The following is a 24,682-nucleotide window of genomic DNA, read 5'->3' as shown; positions in this document are numbered from 1 at the left end:
CGCTACGCTACACTCACACTTTAGTCATAAATCTGCTTCGTAGCAGGATATATAAAATTCACCTTTGTATCAAAAAGTAGCATAACACGATACTTCTAAGAATATTGTTATTACCTTTAAGACAGCCTGTTTTTTGTATACACGAGTATCTATGTAAGGATAATAGTTGGCCATATAAACTAATAGAAATCCAATCCTTGCATATATCTTTTAGGTATTTTTAAAATAGTTCGCATAAAAGTTGTCTTAACTGTACTTCATACGAAATATTGCTATAATACGTAAAGGCATTCACTGTTGAATGTCTATTTTCTTTTTCATGCCTAGATATTTACATTATAAGTAGAGCTGTTTCCATTAAGCGCAATGCTTAGGGCTCCTCAACAGCTAAGGCTAAAAAGATATCAATCATGTCGTGATACACTAGTTTCCTTTACGTGTATGTCAGCTGGCATGAATGCGTTTTTCTAATAAGGATGTGATGAACATTGGGTAGCATGAAGCGATATATGCGTTTTGTAAAACCTTATACATGGGAAATTGTTTTAACGGTATTAATTGGTATTGTGAAATTTGCCATCCCGTTATTTATTCCATTACTCATAAAAATTGTGCTAGATGATATTATCGGTGCAGAAGATTTAACGGATACAGAAAAGACGAAAGAACTGTTCTACTGGCTAGGTGGCACGATTATTGTGTTTTTTATCATTCGTCCACCGATAGAGTATTACCGTCAATACTTTGCACAGCACGTGAGTAACAAAGTACTTTATGATATTCGCAAGGAAATTTATGCACATTTACAGCGACTAAGTTTGAGGTATTATGCCAACACAAGAGCCGGAGAGGTTATTTCACGTGTCATTAACGATGTGGAGCAAACAAAAACATTCGTCATGACAGGTTTGATGAATATTTGGTTAGATCTTGCGACGATTGTTATCGCAATTGCTATTATGTTTGCAATGGATATTAAACTTACTCTCGTAGCGCTGTTTGCCTTTCCATTTTATGCGTTAAGTGTGCGATTTTTCTTTGGCAAACTGCGTACATTAACGCGTAAACGTTCACAGGCTCTTGCTGGCGTGCAAAGTTATTTACATGAACGTGTTGCTGGAATGAGTATTATTAAGAGTTTTACACTTGAGAAGCATGAACAAACATTATTTAATGAGGCAAATGGCGAGTTTTTAGAAAAGGCATTGGACCAAACAAGATGGAATGCCAAATCCTTTGCAGTCGTTAATACTATAACCGACGTTGCACCACTACTTGTTATTGCTTATGCTGGTTACCAGGTGATTAATGGGGAACTATCGGTCGGAACTATGGTTGCCTTCATTGCCTATATTGAACGACTTTATGGACCACTTCGCCGATTAGTCAGCTCCTCCACAACATTGACCCAATCGATTGCCTCAATGGACCGAATGTTTGAGTTGATTGACGAGCCTTATGAAGTGAAAAATAAAGAAAAGGCATTGGATCTATCAGATGTAAGAGGTGGGGTACGCTTTGAAAACGTGTCGTTTCAATATGAAGTGGATGGTTCGCAAATTCTAAATGATATCGACTTCACCATCAATCCTGGAGAGACGGTTGCATTTGTTGGCATGAGCGGTGGAGGGAAATCGACGATAATTAGCCTAATTCCTCGTTTTTACGATACGACGGGGGGAACAGTTTATGTGGATGGATGCAATGTACAGGATGTAACATTACATTCATTACGCTCCCAAATTGGAATTGTCCTTCAAGATAATATTTTATTCAGTGACTCAGTAAAAGAAAATATTCTAATGGGGAAACCAGGGGCGACGGATGAGGAAGTGATTGCTGCAGCAAAAGCTGCCAATGCACACGACTTCATTATGAGCTTGCCAAATGGTTATAACACAAAAGTCGGCGAGCGTGGGGTGAAATTATCAGGTGGGCAAAAACAACGTGTTGCCATTGCCCGCGTATTTCTAAAAAATCCACCGATTTTAATATTAGATGAAGCCACATCGGCACTTGATTTAGAAAGTGAAGCGCTGATTCAAGAATCGCTTGATCGACTTGCGCATGACCGAACGACAATTATGATTGCTCATCGACTTTCTACAATCACCCACGCAGATAAAATCTTGGTCATTGATCATGGACAATTAACAGAAAATGGCACACATGATCAACTGATGAAAGCGCAAGGCACATACTATAATTTATTCCAGGTTCAACACTTAGATTAACAATTAGGAAGCTGTTTTAAAAGTGAAATTCACTTTTAAGGCAGCTTTTTTATCAAGATTGACTGTAGTTTTCATATTTTGTATTCATTATAGTCATAGGTGTGTTCTAAAAGGTAGTAATAATATATGAATACTCCTAGCCTGTTACTTTTTGATGGGAAGGTAAAAATCCACGCAGATTTCTGCTAATGACATTTGTAGCGCATGTGCAACGTAAGCTACTGGAAGCAACGAACTATAACAAATTGATATTATTTTTCGAGAATACTATCCTTTAAATAAGGGATAATTAACATAATGCAAATTATGTAGAAATTTATTGTTAATTGCAGAATAATAATGATTGAAAGAGAGATGATTATTAGTTAGAATTATCTGAAAATATGGAATTAAAAGTTTTTTAGTGTATTATATTCTATAAATTAGAATCTTATTAAAATATTGGTAGGATGGAGCGGTGAAATATGCGGAAAAAGCTGTTAGAAATAAGAGGTTTACAGACAACCTTTTTCACAGATGATGGACAGATTCCTGCCGTTGATGATATTGATTTTTCGGTTCATGAAGGTGAAATATTAGGCATTGTAGGGGAATCAGGTAGTGGCAAAAGCGTGACATCCTTGTCGATTATGGGGCTAATTCCATCACCACCTGGAAAAATAACAGGTGGACAAATCCTATTAGATGGCGATAATTTAGCGACATTTACAGATAAACAAATGCAGAAAATTCGAGGTAAAGATGTGGCAATGATTTTCCAAGAGCCGATGACCTCTTTAAATCCCTTATTTACAATTGGTGATCAATTAAAAGAGGCAATATTAATTCATAATCCAAAATGGTCGAAAAAACAAGCATTTGCACGAGCTATTGAAATTATGAAACTTGTAGGATTACCACGCGCAGAGGAATTACTTAAAGATTATCCGCATCAATTATCAGGTGGAATGCGTCAGCGGGTCATGATTGCCATGGCACTTGTTTGTGATCCGAAGGTATTAATAGCCGATGAGCCTACAACAGCTCTGGATGTAACGATTCAGGCTCAAATCCTGCAACTCATGAAGGATTTGAATAAACGTTTGAATACAGCTGTGTTGTTAATTACGCATGATTTAGGTGTTGTAGCAGAAACATGCGAGCGCGTCATTGTGATGTATGCTGGGCAAATAGTAGAAGAAGCACCTATTCATGATATCTTTACAAATCCGAAGCATCCCTACACGCAAGGGCTCATTAAATCAGTGCCAGATATGCGCTATAAAAAGGACAACCTCTATTCTATTCCTGGGAGTGTCCCAAAACCAGGAGTCATTAGGGTCGGTTGTCGTTTTGCGTCACGTTGCGAATTTGCGATGGAGCGTTGTCTACAGGAAACACCGCCATTATACGAAATGTCAGGGCAGCATAAATCGAGATGCTTTTTACTGGATGAACAGGAGGTGGTGCACTATGACGAAAGTGTTATTGAAAGTTGATGGGTTAAAAAAATATTTTCCTATACGGAAAGGCATTCTTAACACCCAAGTGGGAAATGTAAAAGCAGTTGATGATGTTTCCTTTGAAGTATTTGAAGGGGAAACATTAGGAATTGTGGGCGAATCAGGGTGCGGTAAATCGACAACGGGTCGATTATTAATGCGTTTACTTGAGCCGACAGATGGAGCCATTGAATTCGAAGGTAAAATGATTTCAGAATTATCAAATAATGAAATGCGGAAAGCACGTAGAGACATTCAAATGATTTTCCAAGATCCTTACGCATCACTTAATCCGCGTCATAATATCGGCAAAATTTTAGAGGAGCCGCTCATAGTTCATGGGATGGGGAATTCGAGGGAAAGAAAGCAAAAAGTATTAGAACTGCTTCAAATCGTTGGATTAAATGAGTATCACATTAAACGCTATCCGCATCAGTTTAGCGGAGGGCAAAGACAACGTATCGGTATTGCTCGTGCTCTTATGACGAATCCACGTTTAATTATTGCGGACGAACCTGTCTCTGCTCTTGATGTGTCGATTCAAGCCCAAGTTTTAAATCTCATGCAGACACTGCAAAAAGAATTAAAGCTAACTTATATTTTTATCTCACATGATTTAGGGGTAGTACGTCATATTAGTAATCGTGTGGGGGTGATGTATCTAGGGAAGTTAGTAGAGCTGACAGCTAGTGAGAATTTGTATGCGGAGCCACTTCATCCCTATACTCAAGCCTTGTTATCATCTGTTCCTGTGCCAGACCCTACGTTTGAACGCGAACAGCTCATCATATCTGGAGACATTCCAAGCGCATCGAATCCACCAAGTGGCTGTGCTTTCCATACAAGGTGTCCTTTTAAAATGGAGGATTGTTCACGGGTTGTTCCTAAAATGCAAGAAGTAAAAATGGGTCATTATGTTGCCTGTCATCTTTATGATGCGCTGCAACATTAAATGATATAAAAAACATTAGGGGGAAATTTAATGAATAAAAAAAAGCTTTGGTCATTAAGCGTAATGCTGATCCTGGTTCTCTCGACAATCTTAGCTGCATGTGGTGTCTCGGATAACAAGGATACTGGTACTAAAGATACATCAACAGGTGGGGACTCAGCCAGCAGCGGTGGGGCTAAAACATTAGTATACGGACGTGGTGGTGACTCTGTCGCGCTAGACCCAGCTGTAGTAACTGATGGTGAATCATTCACAGTGACGGCCAACATATATGAAACACTTGTTAACTTTGGTGAGCAAGATGTAACGATTCAGCCAGGGTTAGCAAAATCGTGGGAGCCATCAGAAGACGGTTTAACATACACGTTCCAATTACAAGAAGGTGTAAAATTCCATGATGGTACGGACTTTAATGCAGAAGCAGTTGTGAAAAATGTTGACCGTTGGAAGGCTGGCGGCGATAAACATCCTTACTTTAGTTCTCAATTTGTAGTTGGTGACAAGCAAGTAATAGAATCAGTAACTGCTGAGGGGGACAACACGGTTGTTTTCAAGTTAAGCCAACCACAGGCACCATTCCTTAAAAACTTAGCAATGTCTCCATTTGCAATTGCTTCTCCAACAGCATTTGAAGCAAATGAAGAAGGATTATCTACGGACCCGGTAGGTACTGGGCCATTCAAATTTGTGGAATGGAAGCGTAATGATTCTATTACAATCGAGAAAAACGCAGATTACTATCTTGATGGTCTTCCAAAATTAGATAAAGTCATTTATCGCTCAATTCCAGATAACTCTGCACGTTTAAATGCTCTTAATGCAGAGGAAGTTGATGTAGTTGATGGCTTAAGTCCATCTGATAAGGCATCAATCGAAGCAAATGCAAACTTACAATTAATTGAACGCCCATCGATGAATGTTGGTTATCTTGGATTAACTGTAACACGACCACCATTTGATAATGTGAAAGTGCGTCAAGCTGTCAACTATGCAATTGATAAGCAAGCTTTAGTGGATGCATTCTATGAAGGATTAGCTGAGCCAGCAAAAAACCCAATGCCTCCAGTAATCTCAGGCTATAACGAAGCTATTACTGGCTATGAATATGATCCAGAAAAAGCAAAAGCGTTATTAGCTGAAGCAGGCTATGACGGTAAGGAAATTGAACTATGGGCTATGCCTGTACCACGTCCATACATGCCAGATGGTCAAAAAGTGGCAGAGGCGATTCAAAAGAATTTGGCGGATGTTGGCATTCCATCGAAAATCGTTACATTTGAATGGGCTACTTATTTAGAAAAAGCTCAAAATGGAGAGGCTGATGCGTTTTTACTTGGTTGGACAGGTGATAACGGGGATGCAGATAATTTCCTTTACACATTGTTAGATGGAGATAATATTGGCTCTAACAACTATACATTCTATGACAATCAAGATTTACACAAAGTATTAGTTGCTGCACAAAGTGAAATTGATGAAGACAAACGTAATGAACTTTACAAGCAAGCTCAAGAGATTATTTCTGCAGATGCTCCATGGGTTCCGCTTGCACATTCAATTCCTATTTTAGCTGCAAGCTCAAAAGTTTCTAACTATATTGCGCATCCAACAGGTTCTGACCGTTTAGACGCAGTAGATATAAAATAAACGTAGTAGGATTTAGGATGTCGCTTAATCATAGTGACATAACAAGCTTTTTACAGCAGTAGGCTTTGTCTATCGTTGTAAAAACGGGTTGTGACTATGTTTGTCACAACCCGTTTTTCTGTATGAAAGACCAATCATCAAAACGTCAAAACCGTTTGGTGAAGGCAGACCCTTTCTACAGTATGTGTATAGACTTCGATGCTTTTCGTGGCAAAAGTATAATCAGAAAATAATAGAGAGGTGAAGAACATGCTTCACTATATGGGGAGACGTTTATTTCAATTAATCCCAGTTTTGCTTGGAATGTCTTTTATCGTCTTCATGTTAATTCGCGCAATTCCTGGTAACCCTGCACAAGTTATTTTAGGTCAACAAGCGACGAAAGAGGCGGTTGAGGCATTAAACGCAAGTTTAGGATTAGATAAGCCATGGTATACACAATATTTTAGCTATTTGGGTGGCATATTGCAGGGGGATTTAGGTATGTCATTGCGTACGAAGATCCCGGTATCTGAGGAGATTTTTCCGTATTTAGCGGCTACAGCGGAGCTCGCCTTATTTGCGATGATCATTGCAGTGATTGTCGGGGTGAATGCAGGAATTGTTTCTGCGTGGTTCCAAAATTCATGGTTTGATTATCTGGCAATGGTTATAGCCTTAATAGGTGTCTCTGTACCGGTTTTTTGGCTAGGATTGATGGAACAATGGGCGTTTAGCATTAAGTTAAACTGGTTTCCGACTTCTGGGCGAGAAAATGTACGTGACCCTATAACCGCCATTACCCATTTTTATTTACTTGATACGCTCATTCAAGGTCGTTTCGATCAATTTATTGAGGTATTAAAGCGATTAGTATTGCCAGGATTGGCACTCGCTACAATTCCAATGGCCATTATCGCTCGCATGACACGCTCATCTATGCTTGAAGTCATGCGCTCTGACTATGTACGCACTGCTAGAGCTAAGGGACAAAAAATGTTCATTGTTGTCTATAAACATGCGTTGAAAAATGCCATTATTCCCGTGTTAACAGTTATCGGTCTGCAAACAGGGTTACTCCTAGGTGGTGCCATTTTAACCGAAACGATTTTCAGTTGGCCAGGTATTGGACGTTATATTTACGAAGCAATTGGTTTCCGAGATTATCCTGTCATTCAATCAGGAATTTTAGTAGTCGCATTTATTTTCATCATGATTAACTTAATCGTAGATTTATTGTATACAGTAATCGATCCGCGGATTAAATATAAATAGGGAGGAGCTGCGGTTATGGCTGGAACAGCAGATGTAAGAAAAGAAGCAGCACAAAATCGTGCTGTAGGTCCTTGGAAAGAAGGCTGGCGTAGCTTTAAAAAGAGTAAAATCTCCCTAGCAGGCGCGGGTATTGTAATATTTTTTATTGTGCTTGCTGTATTTGGTCCTATGATTGCTCCTCAAGGCATCAATGAGCAGGATTTAACGAAAAGATTACTAGCGCCATCAAGTGAACATTGGTTTGGGACAGATGATTTTGGACGTGATATTTTCTCCCGTATTATCCATGGCGCACGTATTTCGTTGAGGATAGGTTTTTTTGCAGTAATTCTATCAGTTGTCGTAGGGAGTTTACTTGGAATTATTGCAGGCTATTATGGGAAATGGATCGATACGATTATTTCACGTATCTTTGATATTATGCTAGCTTTTCCTAGTATTTTACTAGCAATCGCTGTAGTAGCGGTGCTTGGGCCGTCACTACAAAATGCTTTAATTGCAATAGCAATTATAAATGTGCCAAACTTTGGCCGTTTAATTCGTTCCAAGGTATTAAGTGTAAAGGAAGAGGAGTATATTGTCGCTGCGAAAGCAATTGGCATGCGCGATATGCGTATTCTGTTCTCACACATTTTACCAAATTCCATGACGCCTGTTATTGTGCAAGGTACACTGGCTATTGCAACGGCTATTATTGAAGCAGCAGCACTGGGTTTTCTTGGGTTAGGTGCTCAAGCGCCAGCACCAGAGTGGGGAAAAATGCTAGCGGACGCACGTATCTATTTATTGAATGCACCGTGGACGATGATTTTCCCTGGTCTTGCTATTATGCTAACGGTACTAGGCTTTAACCTAATGGGAGATGGATTACGTGATGCGCTCGATCCGAAGATGAAAAGTTAACAAAAGTGTAAAAAAACCTTCTAATTCTTATATTAAGAAGGTTTTTTTGTTTTCAATAGAAAATTTAGCTAGTATACTACTAATTTTTCACAAAAATTTTCAAGAATGTTAAATGATTTAAACCTTTTCGGGGCCATTAATTGAATTTTTTGTCATGTTATTTTAGACTTGAGATAGGCTGAATTTATCTTTTTATCGAAGTAGTGAAAATGGGATATTACTTTTATAAACGTATAGAGTATGAGGTTAATTATAAAAAAATGTACATACGTTTTTCAGCTGAAGACACATTCAAGATATAGGAGGATGTTGGCATTGGGAATTAATTTACAAAAAGGACAACGTGTCGATTTAACAAAAGGTAATGCTGGTTTAAATAGAATTAAAGTGGGTTTGGGCTGGGATCCAGTAAGCCAAACAAAAAGTGGTGGATTTTTAGGTGGCTTATTTTCTAGTGGCGGTAGCGGTGGCAGCGGTAAAAATGTTGACTGTGATGCCTCGGTACTAATGCTTCAAAATGATAAGTTAGTAGCAAACGATGATGTTATTTACTTTGGAAAATTATCAAGTAATTGTGGTTCTATTCGACATTCAGGCGATAATTTAACGGGTGATGGCGATGGTGATGATGAAGTTATTACAATTGATTTAGCGGCAATACCAGCACAATACACTAAAATGGTGTTCGTCGTTAATATTTATGATGCAGCTGGACGCAATCAACATTTCGGTATGATTCAAAATGCATATATTCGTGTGTATGATGACAAGACAGGAGCCGAACTAATTCGTTATAATTTAACTGACAACTATTCGGACTTAACGACGTTAGTTTGTGGTGAAATTTATCGCCACGGCACAGAGTGGAAGTTTGCGGCTGTTGGTAGTGGTACGAATGACTTGAAACTTGGCGACGTAGCTCGAAGATATCAATAATAATCTTTCCTGCAATCAGCTATTTTTTGTACCGCAAGTAAAGCTTTATTAAAAGCTAAGCGACAGATACGGAATAGTTCTTAAAGTATTGATAAAAGCTAAAGAAAATAGGAGGAATTTAAAATGGGTATTTCTTTACAAAAAGGTCAAAAAGTAGATTTAACAAAAACTAATCCAGGTTTGTCAAATGTTATTGTAGGTTTAGGTTGGGACACGAATAAATATGATGGTGGAAATGATTTTGACCTAGATTCATCTGTGTTTTTACTTGCTGACACAGGAAAAGTAGCAGACCAAAATGATTTTATCTTCTACAACAATACTATTGGTGGTAATGGCTCAGTTGAACACTCAGGAGATAACTTAACTGGCGTTGGCGAAGGTGATGATGAGATAGTAAAGGTTGCATTAACTCAAATTCCGGCACATGTTCAACGACTTGCATTCACTGTTACAATCCATGATGCAGATGCACGTAACCAAAACTTTGGTATGGTAACTAATGCTTTCATTCGTATTGTCAATGCGGCAACAAATGAAGAAGTAATCAGATATGATTTAGGGGAAGATTTCAGCATTGAAACAGCTGTTGTTGTAGGTGAGTTATACCGTCATAATGGCGAATGGAAATTCAACGCAGTTGGAGCAGGTTATCAGGGTGGTTTAGCTGCACTTTGTAGTGACTATGGATTAAACGTAAACTAATACTTCACCTTATACAAGGAAGGGAGATTTTCTAAATGGGTATTCAATTAAGTAAAGGGCAACGTATTGATTTAATGAAGCAGGATCCAGGCTTAAATAATGTAGGTATTGGTTTAGGTTGGGATGTAAAACAATTTGATGGCGGAAATGACTTTGACCTAGACGCCTCTGTGTTTTTACTAGATGCATCTGGAAAATGCCGCAATGAGCAGGATTTTATTTTCTACAATAATTTAACAAGTTCAGACCAATCTGTCGTGCATACAGGTGATAACCGTACGGGTGATGGCGATGGGGATGACGAAAAAATTCTTGTAAACTTAAAACAAGTATCTCCTCAAATTGAAAAAATAGTAGTGACTGTCACAATCTACGATGCAGAAGGTCGCCATCAAAACTTCGGACAAGTTTTAAATGCTTATGTTCGTTTAACGAATGAAGACTCAGGTTCAGAAGTCCTTCGCTATGATTTAGGGGAAGATTTCAGCATTGAAACAGCAGTAGTATTCTGTGAATTATATCGTCACAATGGCGAGTGGAAATTTGCAGCTGTTGGTTCAGGCTACCAAGGTGGTCTTAATGCGTTAGTTAACGCATATGGCTTACAATAAAATATAATTTAGTTTATTGGTAAATGTTACAGATGTTGAATTGTATATGTACAATTCAACATCTGTACGTTACTTTACCTGCTATATGCGTATTGATACCAGGGGAATACCATACGAAGTGTTCTTGGTTATTTGAATCGTAGCATTTTTACTAACTTTTGGTATACATAAGTTGAATAAGAAGGTAACGTAACTAAAGGCACTGTATTGGTCTGTAAAAAAGCAGGCTAATACAGTGCCTTTTTCCACAAAGATAATTCTTTTGATGAGGGAGAGAAGTAGATGCAACATTTTGCAACTGAAGCAGAGGCTATCTTTTATAAGAAGCCTCAACCATTTACAAAATTGGATACCTCAGATATTTTAGCCTATACATTAGGTGCAACTTTATATATGCCTGCCTCGATGCCTCATATTTTAGAGATGGTTCAATCTCAAAAATATAAAGAACTGACTTCTTTTGTCATTGATTTAGAAGATGCAGTGGGAGATGCAGAGTTAGCGGAATGTGAAGAAAAATTAATAACAGATATTAGCGCGCTCTATACTCTTTATGAAAATAAAGAAATTCAGCTACAAAATTTACCTCTTATATTTATACGTGTACGTAGTGTTGAACAATTTGCATTTTTAACATCTGTCTTAGGAAAACATCAAGCAGTCCTAACTGGCTATGTGTTTCCTAAATTTTCTGCGGTGCAAGGAGCTAGCTATTTTGAATTGCTTGAACAAACGATTCAACAGCATCAGCTTACGTTATTCGGCATGCCAATTTTGGAAAGTCGTGATATTTTGTATAAGGAATCTCGTATGGACTCATTGTTTGCGATTAAAGAAGTACTTCAACAATACAGAGAACGTGTCTTAAACATTCGTATTGGTGCAACGGATTTTTGTGGAATATATGGTATACGTCGTCGTGTAGATTCAACGATTTACGATATAGCGGTTATTCGAGATTGCATTGCAGATATTGTCAATGTGTTAGGTCGTGAGGAAGACGGTTTTGTTATATCTGGACCTGTATGGGAATATTTCAGTAATCAGCGTGTATTAAAGCCAGAATTGAGAGTGACTCCTTTTAGTGAAAAAGGAGCGCTACATGCACGACAAGCATTACTCGATGATTATTTAGATGGCTTGATTAAGGAAGTGTTAATGGATAGACAAAATGGTATTCTAGGTAAGACCATTATTCATCCAAGTCATATTCGTGTCGTACATGCGCTATACGTAGTTTCGTACGAAGAATACCTAGATGCACTAAGCATTGTAGAGCATAATGATGGTCAAAAAGGTGTGATAAAAAGTCATTATGCCAATAAAATGAATGAAATGAAGCCTCATACGAGGTGGGCGCAGCAAATTTTACGCCAAGCGCATGTCTATGGTGTATACAACGAATCTGTAGATTTCGCGTCCCTTTTATTGAATACTGAAGTAGGGGGAAGTTTAGATGACACAACGGAAGAGCAGATTGAATATTTTTCAGGACTATGAAATGGCTATTTCGCTAACCCATAATCCGTATAATTTTGCAATAACAGATTTGTTTAAAATGGCAACACGTATTAATAAAAAAAGACAATTTTTATTCGTCAGTACCGTCCTTGGCAAGCATTTAGCAGTACGACCGCAAGTGCCAATGCTAACGGGGACACTGCTAGCAATGATGTATCATCAAAAGCTTGTTGGTGAGGAAGCTTCGTTACTTCCAACTGTTGTACGAGCACTCAAGCAACCGCAAAATGTGCAAGAAATATTACAACGAGTAGAAGCACAACCACTTGAACTGCTAGAGGAAACATTATTTATTGGTTTTGCGGAAACGGCGACAGCACTTGGTCATGCCGTATTTAATGCTTTTGGATCAAAAGCGATGTATATTCATACGACACGTGAATTTCTACCTGAACTTGAAGCATTTGTGACTTTTGAAGAAGAGCATTCACATGCAACGAGTCATCGCGTTTATTGTGAACAACCAGAAAAATTACTACAAGCCAAACGTATTGTATTAATAGATGATGAGATTACAACTGGAAATACGGTTGTCAATATAATTGAAACACTACGACAAAAGTTCCCTAATGTTAAGCATTACTCTGTATTATCCATTTTAGATTGGCGTTCTGCCCAACAGCAAGTTTACTTTAACGACATGGAGAAGCAATGGGATGTAACGATTGATTTCGTCACAATGATGGGCGGACACTTTAGCTGTGATGGAGAACCACATTTATCTAGTAAACAAGTAGAAGTTACTACACAAGAGGCTCCACTAACTCTACTATCAATAAAGGAAGCTATTGAGCAAAAATGTTATCGTTCGATTGCGGAAAACGGAATTGAAAATGAGGCACCTTACATGCTAGCAACAGGAAGATTTATGTTGACAACTGATCAGCATGTGGAACAAAAGAATACACTAAAAGGAATTGCTCGGCAGTTAAAAGAACGGAGAACAGATGGACCAGCACTTGTTATTGGAACGGGTGAATTTATGTATGTACCGATGCAATTAGCTAGTTATTTAGGTGAGGACGTTTATGTTCAATCGACAACTCGTAGCCCAATTTATTGTGCACAGGAAACAGGTTATACAATTACTGAGAAAATAGCTTTTGAAAGCCCTGAAAATAATGGTGTTGAAAATTATTTATATAATGTACAAAGTCATCCGTACTCGGAACTTTTTTTAGTTGTAGAACGTATAGCAAATAAAGAGGTTGTTGCACGAGTTGTACATGCGCTGCAAACAGTAAGTAACGCAAAAATATATGTGGTTTGTATGCATGAATTGGAGGAGCAATTATGCGATTAGACATGCAACCCGATAAAATGGGGAGTTATTCACCTGAAGATGTTGTTTTTTTACTACGTGATATTAGTAATGTCGCACTCGAATTAAACAACGAAAAACGTGAACAACTTATCCAATCGGGCACACATTATTCTGAAATGCTACCAGTCGAATATCAGCCATCAGAAGCATATATGGCACTTTTTTATAAAACTTTAGATGACTATGCACAGCGTATTGCGCTAGCTGTTGGAATTGTGGCGGAACAAATTGTAGCACGCCAAGGGTTAGAGGATTTAGTGCTCGTTAGTTTAGCGAGAGCCGGTACACCGATTGGTATATTGATTAAACGTTATATAAAAATGCGATACAATGTTGACGTGCCACATTATACGATTTCGATACTTCGTGGTCGTGGATTTGATGAAATGGCCATCCATTATATATTTGAAGAGCATCCACTAGCGCGCATTCAATTTATTGATGGCTGGACGGGAAAAGGTGCCATCACGAAGGAATTGCAACAATCGTGTGAGCTTTTCAATGCACACAATGAAGAACAACTGGATGCTTCATTAGCTGTATTAGCGGATCCAGGGCACTGTACGTCAATTTATGGTACGCGTGAAGACTTTTTAATTCCATCTGCTTGTTTAAATTCTACAGTGTCTGGGTTAGTAAGTCGTACAGTATTGAATTTGCAGTTTATGAACGAACATGACTTCCATGGGGCTAAATATTATAAAGAACTAGAGGATGTTGATGTTTCGAACTTGTATATCGACCGTGTGAGTGCTTATTTTCAACAAGTTCAACATGAAGTTGCACAGCAAATTAGTAAACAAACACAGTCTCCTGTTACATGGCAAGGGATGCAATCCGTGCAGGCGATTCAACGAGATTTAGGGATTGCAAATATTCATTTCGTGAAACCAGGTGTTGGTGAAACGACGCGTGTATTACTCCGTCGTATACCTTGGAAAATTTTAATTAATCCTAAATATGCGAACGAACTTGAGCACATATTGTTATTAGCTAAGGAAAAAAATGTACCTGTTGTAGAATATCCGAATATGTCGTACGCCTGCTGTGGCTTAATAAAAGAAGTATAGAGGAGAGAAAACATGCTACTATTTACATCGGATTTAGATCGTACCCTTATCTATTCAAAGCGTATGATGGCAAATTTTCCAGCACTAACACCATCAGTCGAAGCTGAACGTAAAGAAGGTGAAGTGATGAGCCTAATGACGGAAGCGACAACGAGGTTATTGCATCAGGTACAGGAACAAACGTTATTCGTGCCTGTAACGACTCGCGCCTTTCATCAATATGAACGCATTCATTTGATAAAAGAGCTATGTCCAGCTTTTGCAATTACGAGTAATGGGGGTACAATATTAGAAAATGGTTGTCCCAATGAAGAATGGACAAAAACTTTACGCAAACGTATCGAAGATTCCTCGATTCCAGATGCTGATATGTTGCAACGTTTTGATGTGATGAAATCAGACACTTGGCTGCAACGTTCATTTTATGTGGATGAGCTTTTTTATGTGTATCACGTAGATTTAACAATTTTAAGACAAGATGAAGTACAGGCAATCATTCAGGAGTTTGATGTGCTTGGTTGGTATGTCCTTTTACAAGGAAGAAAATTATACTTTTTGCCGAAAGTGCTAACAAAGGAAGCGGCGATTGCTTATTTAAAAGAACATTGTTCATATGATATGCATGTAGCAGCAGGCGATTCCATTATGGACTACGGTATGCTCGCTATGGCGGATATAGGCTATACACCGGCTCACGGTGATTTAAAAGATAAACAACCACAAGTGTTAGGAAATACAATATATTCAACTTATAGTGGTGAAGCGTTTACGCAAAGTTTACTTGAGGATGTTTTACGACTAGTAGCAAAACAACCAACTGTGTAAGACCATGTAAGGAGGTGACGTTTTGTATGCAAACAATCACAATAGAGTCCGTATTGGAACGTGATCCTTATGATTGGCTACAAGCGTTTCAAGATTCACCTAAATTGCGTGCACTATATGAGGTAACCGAGCAACAAATACGGTTTAGTCGCATTGCCGTTCGAGTATTAGGTGTACCAATAGAAGAAGATGATTATTTTAACGCATTATATACATTGTCACAAAATCCAAGTGTTTATATTTTAAGTGAAGAGTTAAATAAACACATTGAGCAAAAGGATTTTCAGGCGTTGCAAAGTATTTTAGCGCAACATCAACAAACACCTAAAGGCTTGTCTATTAATCGACTAATTGCGATGATGTATGGCCATCAGCTTATTCCAAAGCATGATGATGGGACACTGAATCGTCATTTGCAGCTTGCCACTATTCGTGTAGTGGAGCGCTTTCGTGACCAGCAATCGCTTGGTTTACTTGCGAATGATTTCCGTCGTTTTTTAATTGATATGGTGAAGTGGCTAAAGAATCACTGGATTCAATGGACGAAAACTATGAAGCCAACTGATGATTTTCCAAAGGTTGTTTGGTATGGTGAGACGACGATTAGTCAGCGTTATTTCTTGTTATTATTAATGGAACTAGGTTGTGATGTGTTAATCTTCCACCCGACTGCTGTTGATGAATTTGCAGAAGTGGATGTAGGGAATCTTTTTTCAATTACACACGCCCATGCAAGCCAAACAACATTACAGCCATTCCCCGATAAGCTTCGTGACCGTCAGGCAACTGTCGGCTATCGCTCCAGTCAACATTTTGAGCAGTTAATGCACGACCAACAATCTGGCGTTTATCGTCCATGGCAATTTAAAGATTTTATGCCTCGTTCTTTAACTTTACGAATGACCTATGATGATATTTTTATTTATGCCAACGAAAAAGCGATGGTACGTCCGAAATTCGAAGTTGTCGGGAATGAGGTTGTGATTCCTGTTATTTTTGCCAAAATTAGTGGTGTGTCAAGTAGACGTGAAGAGTATTGGCATTTTATGCATCAGTTACTTGCCAGTCCGCAAACCTTATTTGTGCAGGAGTTTCCATACGCTAAAGCGAGTAGAGCCAATTTCCATTTCCATTATAAGCACTGTCTAGTAAATGGAGAATTATCCACAGAGCGGATTTTGCAAAGCGACTGGTGGCAGTATGATGAATTGACAGCAGAACTACAACAGGCGATTGCACATACGATGAAAACATCTTGTGAACAGCCGCTCCTGAAACAATTGCCAAACGAATCGAAATATGATTTACAGCTATTTTTATTTAAGCAGATGGCGACGATTCCAAAAGAAATACTGCGCCTATTGCAAAGTTTTGATTATGCACAGGAAGTGCCCAAACTGGTACTCTACCAAGCACCACAACAGCCTACGTTAGCCCGTGAAGATGTTGCTTTATTAGCATTTTTAAATCGCTTTGGTGTTGATATTGTGTTTTACAATCCAACAGGTAAACTAGATTTAGAAAAACATTTGCAAGAAGATACCTTTGATGGGCACCGACTAGAACATATGGTGTTTGATTTACAATACGAAGAACCGAAGCAGCAAAAGCCTGCGCCAGATAAAATGATCAAAAAACTATTTAATCGCTTTTTTTGATGATTAGGAAAGGAGGCACGCTATGTCTAATGTACCGATTACACTTGAACAATTGACGCCAGAAACAGCCGAAGTGACAAAATGTCAATTACGTCAGAATGTCGAAGTGCAGCAAATTGCAAATCGTATTAATATAAAGAATCAACTCGATTTAATGGCACTCGGTAAAGGGCCTTCGTCGAAGCTATCACGTTTTTCAGATCAAATTTTAAATATGATGGCAAAATCAAAAGTGAATGAATCCGGCGATTTGTTGAAGCAACTTGAAGCTTTAATGGCCAAATTTGATAAAAAGGAAGTTATCGAGCAGCAAAGTTTTTTCGGCAAGTTGTTTAAGCGTGCGCCGAAAAAAAGTGAAGATTTATTTGAGAAGTACAATTTACTTGGTAGAGATATTGAGAAAATTCATTATCAGTTTGTGCTAATGGAAGAGGCGTTAGCAAACGATAATCGATTGCTTGCACGACTATATCGTGAAGATTTGACTTATTATCTTGAAATTGAAAAATATATTGTAGCGGCAGAAATGAAATTGGATGAAGTGACAACGACATTAATGCCGATGTATAAAAAACAGAGTGAGGCAGGTAACCAAATTGCAAAAATGGAGCTAAATACTTTGCAAACGATTACCGATATGTTGGCCCAAAAAATAGATGAATTAGATAGATCCCGTATGGTCGCTATTTTAGCAGCGCCTCAAATTGAAATGATTCGGAATGGGAATAGTGAGTTAATGGAGCAAATTAATAGTGCGTTTATAACAACGATTCCTGTTTTTAAAATGAGTATGATGAATGCAGTCAATGAAAAACGTCAAAAACTACAGAATGATTCGGCAGCAGCTTTTGAAAATCGCATGAAACAATATGGGGGAGTAAACAGTGACGCGGTGCAACTAAGCACGGTAATGGCACAGCAACCTGAAAGGCCACAGACACTTGAAGAAATGTGGGATACAATTGTTTCGGGAATTTCTAATTATCGTAAGCTGCGTGATGAACAAACTGCACAGCGCCTGAAAGCAGAGCAACAACTCATGGCGTTGGGCAATGAAAGCTAAAAAAAGCTGACACCTTTTCCAAAAATGGTGTCGGCTTTTTATGTGAGGCATAGAAGAAAGAACGACAAACAGAATTACATTCTATTTGTCGTTCTAAGTATTAAATAAACTCTTCTTCAATTTCTAGATTAATTTCCTGACCGTGGTAGCTTTGGTATGACACAATCAATGTGTCTAAATGCTCTAAGTTTTCCTCGTAATCTAAAATGCGGGATAAAATGTATAGTAGGTGATAGCTTGAAAACTCAGTATCTCCTTCTTCATGAGCATATGAGACTTGTTTAATGAAAATCTCCATTAATTCATTTCGTTGGACATAATCGATATGTTTGCTCCATTCAGAATGCTCGGGTTTTAATTTGCCTGTGTACTTTAATAAAAGCTGTTCATGGTAGGTGAGTAGAAAATCTAATCGCTCCTGAATCATTAAATGGAACTGTGTGGGTAGGTGTGCTAATTCATTTTCATGTTTATGCAAACGGTGTAGGAGCTCCAAACTTTTCTTCGACGTTGTAATCATTTGGCGATACACAACCAGTTTTCTCACTTTTACGAACTTTTTATTTTTAATGTAGCTACGCTCTTCTTTATAAAACTCATACAATGTATCGACGCGTAACATACGGTCTCTGAATTTGTTTATGGCTGCTTTAGTAGATGTATGTTCGGAAGCCTGACGAACGGCGAGTCGTGTCCAGCGAATAATATCATCTTGTAAAAAATAGATTTTGCGAAACAGCTTCACTTCGTATTTAGGTGGTAAGAAAAATAAATTGACGACAAAAGCTGCCAAAACTCCGACTAAAATGGTTGAAAAGCGAATGAGACCAAATGTTATAAAATCATCGCCTTGAATCTCCATAATCGCTACTACTGTCACAAGTGCTAATGACAAAGATTTTTCAAGTTTAAATTTCAACATAAAGCCAATCGTAATGACGACGGCAATTCCTATAGCCACAATATGGTGGCCAAATAGTAAACCAAAAATAACAGCAATGGTTGCACCTATTATATTTGCCTGAACTTGCTCGACAATGGTTTGATAGGAACGATAAATTGAAGGCTGAATCGCAAAAATGGCAGCGATTCCAGCAAATACTGGTGAAGGTAAATGTAACAATTCTGCAATAAACAATGCAAAGACAATTGCAACACCTGTTTTAAATACACGGGCACCTAATTTCATAGAAAATGGATGTCCTTTCTGTCTAAAATTTTTAAGCTTCTTTACATTATAGAAGGAAGTGCAGATAAAATACATAGATTTGTGTTTTGCTGAATGAAAAAGGCGACTTTCTAGGGAAAGTCGCCTTCGTATTGTCAGTTATTTATAATTGTGAGAATGCATAGTCCACAGCTTTTATCGTTTCTTGAATATCTGCCTCTGTATGCTCTGTTGTTAAGAACCATGCTTCATATTTTGAAGGGGCTAAGTTAATGCCTTGCTCCAGCATTAATTTAAAGAAGCGTCCGAAAATTTCTCCGTCAGAGTTTTCTGCTTGGTCATAGTTTTCTACTTTCACATCTGTAAAGTAGATAGTAAGTGCACCTTTTAAACGATTTAAAGTAATTGTAACATCATGCTTTGTAGCTGCTGTTAAAATACCTTCTTCTAAAATGGCACCAAGACGATCCATTTCATCATAAATACCTGGCGTAGATAAAACTTCTAGACAAGCAATACCTGCTTGCATTGATGCAGGGTTACCTGCCATTGTACCCGCTTGATAGGCAGGACCAAGTGGAGCAACTGTGTCCATAATTTCTTTGCGACCACCGTATGCGCCGATTGGTAAGCCACCACCTATTACTTTCCCAAGTGCAGTCAAATCAGGAGTTAAGCCGAGTAAATTTTGAGCGCCGCCGTAATGGAAACGGAAGGCAGTAATGACTTCGTCGTGAATTGTTAAAGCACCTTTTACTTTTGCTGTTGCATGCACTAATTCTAAGAAGCCTGGATTTGGCTCTACAATTCCGAAATTCCCAACGATTGGCTCGATTAAAATACCAGCAATTTGATCGCCCCATTTATCCATAGCGTCCGTAAATGCTTCGGGATTGTTAAATGGTACAGTAATCACTTCTTCAGCCGTAGCAGTAGTTACACCTGCTGAATCAGGTGTACCCAGTGTTGCAGGTCCAGACCCAGCAGCCACTAATACTAAATCAAAGTGACCGTGATAGCAGCCAGCGAATTTCATAATTTTTGTACGACCAGTATAAGCGCGCGCAACTCGAATTGTTGTCATTACGGCTTCTGTTCCGGAGTTATTGAAACGTACTTTATCCATAGAAGGAATCGCTTCTTTTAGCATTTTGGCAAATATTACTTCATATTCAGTAGGTGTACCGAATAATGTGCCGTTTTCAGCTGCATTTGCAATGGCTTTAGCGATATGTGGGTGACCGTGGCCTGTAACGATTGGTCCATATGCTGCTAAATAGTCGATATATCGGTTACCGTCAACATCCCAGAAATAAGCACCTTTACCACGTGCCATAGTGACAGGGGAACCGCCACCAACTGCTTTATAAGAACGAGAAGGGCTGTTTACACCACCAACGATATGCTGGAGCGCCTCTGCGTGTATTGCTTCAGATTTTGAGTGATTCATAATATTGCCTCCTAAGTGATAATACTTAATCTATTGTAGACCTATCAGTGTAAGAAATCCAAAGAAAATAAGGAATATGACTTGAATTGTTACTTAGAGTAAAATAGAAAATGCAGAGGAGGAGATTGTATGACATTAATCGAAGGGAAAAAAGCACCTGATTTTTCACTCCTAAATGAAGAAGGTGAAAAGGTGCATTTAACAGATTTTAAAGGGCAAAACGTTATTTTGTATTTTTACCCAAAAGATATGACGCCGGGCTGTACGACTCAAGCTTGTGACTTCCGGGACAAACATGATGATTTTAGTCAGTTAAATGCAATTGTGTTAGGAGTGAGTCCAGATGATACAAAGAAACATACAAAGTTCATTGATAAGCATGGACTGCCTTTCTCACTTTTAGTGGACGAGGATCATGCAGTAGCGGAGGCTTATAGTGTATGGGTACTGAAGAAAATGTATGGACGTGAGTTTATGGGGATTGAGCGCTCCACATTTTTAATAGATACGGAAGGCAATCTTGTGAAGGCTTGGCGTAAAGTACGCGTGAAAAACCATATTGAGGAAGTGTATGCATTTTTAGCAGAGCAGGAGGCAACGAAATGAGAATTTATTTTACGTTTGAGCCACGACCAGATTTACGTGAGCCATTACTAGTAGAGTTTCCACAAGTTGATTTCGTTTTTGAAAATGGCATATCAATTGAAGAACTTCAAACGGCAGATGTGTTAGTTACATATGGCGAAGATTTAAACGAAGAGAATATTCAATATGCAGCAAAACTCAAGTGGATTTTTGTTGCCTCAGCAGGTGTAGAAAAAATGCCAGCCCAAGCAATCGTAGACCGAGGAATTTTAGTATCAAATGTGCGTGGGATTCATAAAACACCCATGGCGGAATCGATGCTTGCTCATATTCTAGCCATCAAACGTGCACTACCGTGGATGTATGAGCAACAAAAGAAAAGTGAATGGTCAAAAAAAGGGAAACAAACGGAATTGCGTGATAGCACGGCATTAATTTTAGGACCAGGTGCGATTGGATCAGAAGTTGGTCGCTTACTACAAGCTTTTGGAGTGGTAACAATCGGTTGTAACCGTTCTGGAAAAGAAGCGCCACATATGAATGTAATGGTCAGCTTCGATAAGCTATTAGAAGCTTTACCTAAAGCGGATATTGTCATTTCTGTGTTACCTAAAACAACAGAAACAACGCATTTATTGAAAGAGCAACATTTTAAAGTGATGAAGAATAATGTGATTTTCATGAATTTCGGTCGTGGCAACTTGGTGGATGAAAAAGTGCTCATCAACGCCATTCAAGCTGACGAAATTGGCTATGCAGTACTTGATGTATTTGAACAAGAGCCACTTGCTGAGAGTAGTGCCCTATGGACATTACCAAATGTTATCGTATCCCCACATATTTCAAGTCATTCTTCTCGTTATGTTGAACGCAGTTTGAGTATCTTTAAGCCAAGCTTAGTAAAATGGCTTAACGGAGAAACAAAACTAGAAAATGTTATGAATCTGTCAAGAGGGTATTGAGTTGTGATTTTTCATAAGTAGAATGGGCAATTGTTGACAGATGTTAGCTTCATTCGATACACTATTTATAACAATTATAAATTAATAATACTTATGAGAAGAGGTGCATGACGATGTCTACAACGCATTTACAAGATGCACTTGACACGTTAAAAACAACTGGTGTACGTATTACTCCTCAGCGTCATGCTATTTTGGAATATTTAATACAATCAATGGCACACCCAACAGCCGATGAAATTTATAAAGCACTTGAAGGAAAATTCCCAAATATGAGTGTGGCGACTGTTTATAATAACTTACGTGTATTCCGTGAGGTTGGTTTAGTAAAAGAGCTGACTTATGGAGATGCTTCAAGTCGCTTTGATTTCGTAACGAACGATCATTATCATATGATTTGTGAATGCTGTGGTAAAATTGTCGATTTCCACTACCCTGGTTTAGATGAAATTGAGCATTTTGCATCACAAGTAACTGGCTTTGATGTCCACTCTCACCGTTTAGAAATATATGGTACATGTCCATCATGTAAAGATGTTTCTGTCAAAGTACAATAAAAAATCCTAGCTCTTAACATAAGGGCTAGGACTTTTTTGTCTTATTATAAGATTGATCGAACTCTTTTCCTTCAAGTGTTGGATCCAATGTTAACGGTTCATTGCAATACATACACATATCCACACGACCTAATACTTTTGTATACTTTTGACAATTAGGGCACTGAACCTGGACTGCTCGTGTTGAGAGAAGGCCAATCCAAGCGTAAACGACTGTACTGCCGATAATACAAAGTAAGCCAAGAGTCATAAAGATTAGTACAAGCACGGGATTATTTTTAAAGAAGATGGCCCCATACATGACTACAAAGCCGATAAAAATAAGTGCTAATGCGAATGAACGGATTTTATTAATTTTACTTTTGTAAGGTTTCATATAGCATCTTGCCTCCCAATCTAAAATCTACTATAACATATAAGGACAAAGTATTTTAGCTTTGAGTATAAGGAAAGAAGGATTACTTCTGAAGTATGTCGAATTTTTAACGAAATAAGAGGTCACAAAAAGAACAGAGGAGGACTGAACATGGAGCAAGTTTTGCGTCCAATATACCAAGAACGTGCGAGTCAGTCGAATACATTAGGCGTCATTTTAGTGGAAAAACGTGAGGAGCAAAGTAATGTTACCGATACATTTGATACGGTATTACTAATTATCGTGAAGGAAGCAGAGAGGCCTATTTTTACAAAACACTACTTATATGAAGGAAATAAGGTAGCCTTACATACTGTTACAGAGAAATTATTACGCAAATGGTTGTTGATAGGCTCAAATAAAAAGGTGGTCGATTGGATCTTCTTTGGCAAAGTATTATTTGACCGCAATGAATTCCTTCATAAACTAAAAATTGAGTTACAAGAGTTTCCGTTTAATGGTCGTAAAATTAAAACGGGTATTCAATTTTCGAAACTAATTCGACGATACCTCGAAGGAAAAGAATATTTTGATAAGGGAAGCTATCTTGATGCATACAATCACGTAGTAGACTCATTACATCATTTAGGGCGTTTATCAATTATAGATAGCGGGCTCTATCCAGAAGTAACGGTTTGGGCGCAAGTGAAAAAAATCGAACCAGCAATATATAAATTATATGAAGAACTTGTTATGAGTAACGAACCAATTGAAAAGCGATTAGAGCTTTTATTTTTAGCTAGTGAATTTCTAATCCATTCTCGCACGCAGGATGGTGCCCAACATATATTAGAAGTAATGCAATCTAAGGAGTCATGGACAATTCAAGAATTACACGACCATAGCGAACTTGTTAACTACTCTGTGGACCTAGAAGTGTTTGTTGAGTATTTAGTTGACAAGGGCCATATTGTTATTGATCCTGTAGTTGCAAAAAGCGATATGATATTCCATCGCCATTATAAGGTGAATAAAGAATCTCTAGAAATGGAATAAAGTCTGTAGTATGCTAGTAATCGAGGTATAGAAAATACCTCGATATTTTTTTTGAAAAAAGTATTGACTATTAATCCATTGCTATTGTATTATATTAATTGTCGCTAAGACATAAACGAATAACACTTAGAGAAACAGAAAAAACTTTTTTTAAAAAAGTGATTGACACAAACTGAGTGAAATGTTAATATAAAGAAGTCGCTGCAAAACGACTTAAAATGAACCTTGAAAACTGAACAAGCAAAACGTAATCAATAAAGTTTTTAGTAGCGAACTTCGGTACGTGAACGAAACAAAATTTTGGACATCAAAATTGATGCCAGCAAAACAATTTGAGCGTATCAAATTTCTTTTATGGAGAGTTT

Annotated in this window: 22 protein-coding genes; 19 read left to right on the top strand and 3 right to left on the bottom strand. The window is 38.1% G+C overall.

What is annotated here, in order from left to right; translation table 11 throughout:
* Positions 1–488: 488 nt before the first annotated feature.
* From ACOMCU_RS20020 to ACOMCU_RS19950, 15 genes are all read left to right on the top strand, one after another.
* Positions 489–2,234: an ABC transporter ATP-binding protein gene (locus ACOMCU_RS20020; protein WP_421051177.1), complete on the top strand. Its 1,746-nt coding sequence runs from the start codon at positions 489–491 to the stop codon at positions 2,232–2,234.
* 464 nt (positions 2,235–2,698) lie between these two features.
* Entirely contained in the window at positions 2,699–3,712 is a 1,014-nt protein-coding gene (locus ACOMCU_RS20015) for an ABC transporter ATP-binding protein (protein WP_010857247.1), read from the top strand.
* Positions 3,687–4,667: an ABC transporter ATP-binding protein gene (locus ACOMCU_RS20010; protein ID WP_010857248.1), complete on the top strand. Its 981-nt coding sequence runs from the start codon at positions 3,687–3,689 to the stop codon at positions 4,665–4,667. The genes ACOMCU_RS20015 and ACOMCU_RS20010 overlap by 26 nt, the downstream gene beginning before the upstream one ends.
* A gap of 30 nt (positions 4,668–4,697) precedes the next feature.
* Positions 4,698–6,314 carry an ABC transporter substrate-binding protein gene (locus ACOMCU_RS20005; protein WP_010857249.1) on the top strand — a complete coding sequence of 539 codons (1,617 nt, stop codon included), beginning with the start codon at positions 4,698–4,700 and terminating at the stop codon, positions 6,312–6,314.
* 249 nt (positions 6,315–6,563) lie between these two features.
* Complete coding sequence (locus ACOMCU_RS20000) at positions 6,564–7,568, top strand: ABC transporter permease (RefSeq protein WP_010857250.1); 1,005 nt, start codon at positions 6,564–6,566, stop codon at positions 7,566–7,568.
* Between the two features lie 15 nt (positions 7,569–7,583).
* Entirely contained in the window at positions 7,584–8,471 is an 888-nt protein-coding gene (gene nikC / locus ACOMCU_RS19995) for a nickel transporter permease (protein ID WP_010857251.1), read from the top strand.
* 315 nt (positions 8,472–8,786) lie between these two features.
* Positions 8,787–9,407: a TerD family protein gene (locus tag ACOMCU_RS19990; RefSeq protein WP_010857252.1), complete on the top strand. Its 621-nt coding sequence runs from the start codon at positions 8,787–8,789 to the stop codon at positions 9,405–9,407.
* Between the two features lie 123 nt (positions 9,408–9,530).
* The gene (locus ACOMCU_RS19985) at positions 9,531–10,112 is read left to right on the top strand and encodes a TerD family protein (protein WP_010857253.1); all 582 of its coding nucleotides are present in this window, start codon (positions 9,531–9,533) and stop codon (positions 10,110–10,112) included.
* A 35-nt stretch (positions 10,113–10,147) separates the two neighbouring features.
* Positions 10,148–10,723, top strand: a complete 576-nt coding sequence (locus ACOMCU_RS19980; protein WP_010857254.1) for a TerD family protein — start codon at positions 10,148–10,150, stop codon at positions 10,721–10,723.
* Positions 10,724–11,005: 282 nt separating this feature from the next.
* Complete coding sequence (locus ACOMCU_RS19975; protein WP_010857255.1) at positions 11,006–12,223, top strand: HpcH/HpaI aldolase/citrate lyase family protein; 1,218 nt, start codon at positions 11,006–11,008, stop codon at positions 12,221–12,223.
* The gene (locus tag ACOMCU_RS19970) at positions 12,180–13,547 is read left to right on the top strand and encodes a phosphoribosyltransferase family protein (protein ID WP_010857256.1); all 1,368 of its coding nucleotides are present in this window, start codon (positions 12,180–12,182) and stop codon (positions 13,545–13,547) included. The genes ACOMCU_RS19975 and ACOMCU_RS19970 overlap by 44 nt, the downstream gene beginning before the upstream one ends.
* The gene (locus ACOMCU_RS19965) at positions 13,538–14,638 is read left to right on the top strand and encodes a cysteine protease StiP family protein (protein ID WP_010857257.1); all 1,101 of its coding nucleotides are present in this window, start codon (positions 13,538–13,540) and stop codon (positions 14,636–14,638) included. Before ACOMCU_RS19970 ends, ACOMCU_RS19965 begins: the two co-directional genes overlap by 10 nt.
* Positions 14,639–14,650: 12 nt before the next feature.
* The gene (locus ACOMCU_RS19960) at positions 14,651–15,463 is read left to right on the top strand and encodes an HAD family hydrolase (RefSeq protein WP_010857258.1); all 813 of its coding nucleotides are present in this window, start codon (positions 14,651–14,653) and stop codon (positions 15,461–15,463) included.
* 26 nt (positions 15,464–15,489) lie between these two features.
* Positions 15,490–17,121, top strand: coding sequence for a YceG family protein (locus ACOMCU_RS19955; RefSeq protein WP_010857259.1), 1,632 nt, complete (start codon positions 15,490–15,492; stop codon positions 17,119–17,121).
* A 22-nt stretch (positions 17,122–17,143) separates the two neighbouring features.
* Positions 17,144–18,184 (top strand): toxic anion resistance protein, encoded by a 1,041-nt coding sequence (locus ACOMCU_RS19950; RefSeq protein WP_010857260.1) that lies wholly within the window; start codon positions 17,144–17,146, stop codon positions 18,182–18,184.
* Between the two features lie 100 nt (positions 18,185–18,284).
* On the opposite strand, the gene ACOMCU_RS19945 is transcribed toward ACOMCU_RS19950, so the two are convergent.
* Together ACOMCU_RS19945 and ACOMCU_RS19940 are read right to left on the bottom strand one after the other, a co-directional pair.
* A complete protein-coding gene (locus ACOMCU_RS19945) occupies positions 18,285–19,373 on the bottom strand; it encodes an FUSC family protein (protein ID WP_010857261.1) in 1,089 nt (362 codons plus the stop codon).
* Between the two features lie 142 nt (positions 19,374–19,515).
* Positions 19,516–20,802, bottom strand: coding sequence for a glutamate-1-semialdehyde 2,1-aminomutase (locus tag ACOMCU_RS19940; protein ID WP_010857262.1), 1,287 nt, complete (start codon positions 20,800–20,802; stop codon positions 19,516–19,518).
* A 129-nt stretch (positions 20,803–20,931) separates the two neighbouring features.
* On the opposite strand from ACOMCU_RS19940, the gene bcp reads away from it, so the two are divergent.
* The 3 genes from bcp to perR all read left to right on the top strand — a co-directional run bounded on the left by bcp (position 20,932) and on the right by perR (position 22,906).
* On the top strand, positions 20,932–21,408 hold the full coding sequence (gene bcp, locus ACOMCU_RS19935) for a thioredoxin-dependent thiol peroxidase (protein WP_010857263.1): 477 nt from the start codon (positions 20,932–20,934) through the stop codon (positions 21,406–21,408).
* Positions 21,405–22,349 carry a D-2-hydroxyacid dehydrogenase gene (locus tag ACOMCU_RS19930; RefSeq protein WP_421051175.1) on the top strand — a complete coding sequence of 315 codons (945 nt, stop codon included), beginning with the start codon at positions 21,405–21,407 and terminating at the stop codon, positions 22,347–22,349. Before bcp ends, ACOMCU_RS19930 begins: the two co-directional genes overlap by 4 nt.
* Positions 22,350–22,462: 113 nt before the next feature.
* On the top strand, positions 22,463–22,906 hold the full coding sequence (perR, locus tag ACOMCU_RS19925) for a peroxide-responsive transcriptional repressor PerR (RefSeq protein WP_010857265.1): 444 nt from the start codon (positions 22,463–22,465) through the stop codon (positions 22,904–22,906).
* Between the two features lie 25 nt (positions 22,907–22,931).
* On the opposite strand, the gene ACOMCU_RS19920 is transcribed toward perR, so the two are convergent.
* Positions 22,932–23,282, bottom strand: a complete 351-nt coding sequence (locus tag ACOMCU_RS19920; RefSeq protein WP_010857266.1) for a YgzB family protein — start codon at positions 23,280–23,282, stop codon at positions 22,932–22,934.
* 150 nt (positions 23,283–23,432) lie between these two features.
* Between ACOMCU_RS19920 and ACOMCU_RS19915 the strand changes: the two genes are divergently transcribed.
* Complete coding sequence (locus ACOMCU_RS19915) at positions 23,433–24,317, top strand: nucleotidyltransferase-like protein (protein WP_010857267.1); 885 nt, start codon at positions 23,433–23,435, stop codon at positions 24,315–24,317.
* Positions 24,318–24,682 lie beyond the last annotated feature (365 nt).

The organism is Lysinibacillus sp. UGB7, assembly GCF_049058285.1.
Classification (GTDB): Bacteria; Bacillota; Bacilli; order Bacillales_A; family Planococcaceae; genus Lysinibacillus; species Lysinibacillus sphaericus_B.
Note: the sequence above shows the minus strand (reverse complement) of the source record. Positions and strands in the feature narration are given on the sequence as shown.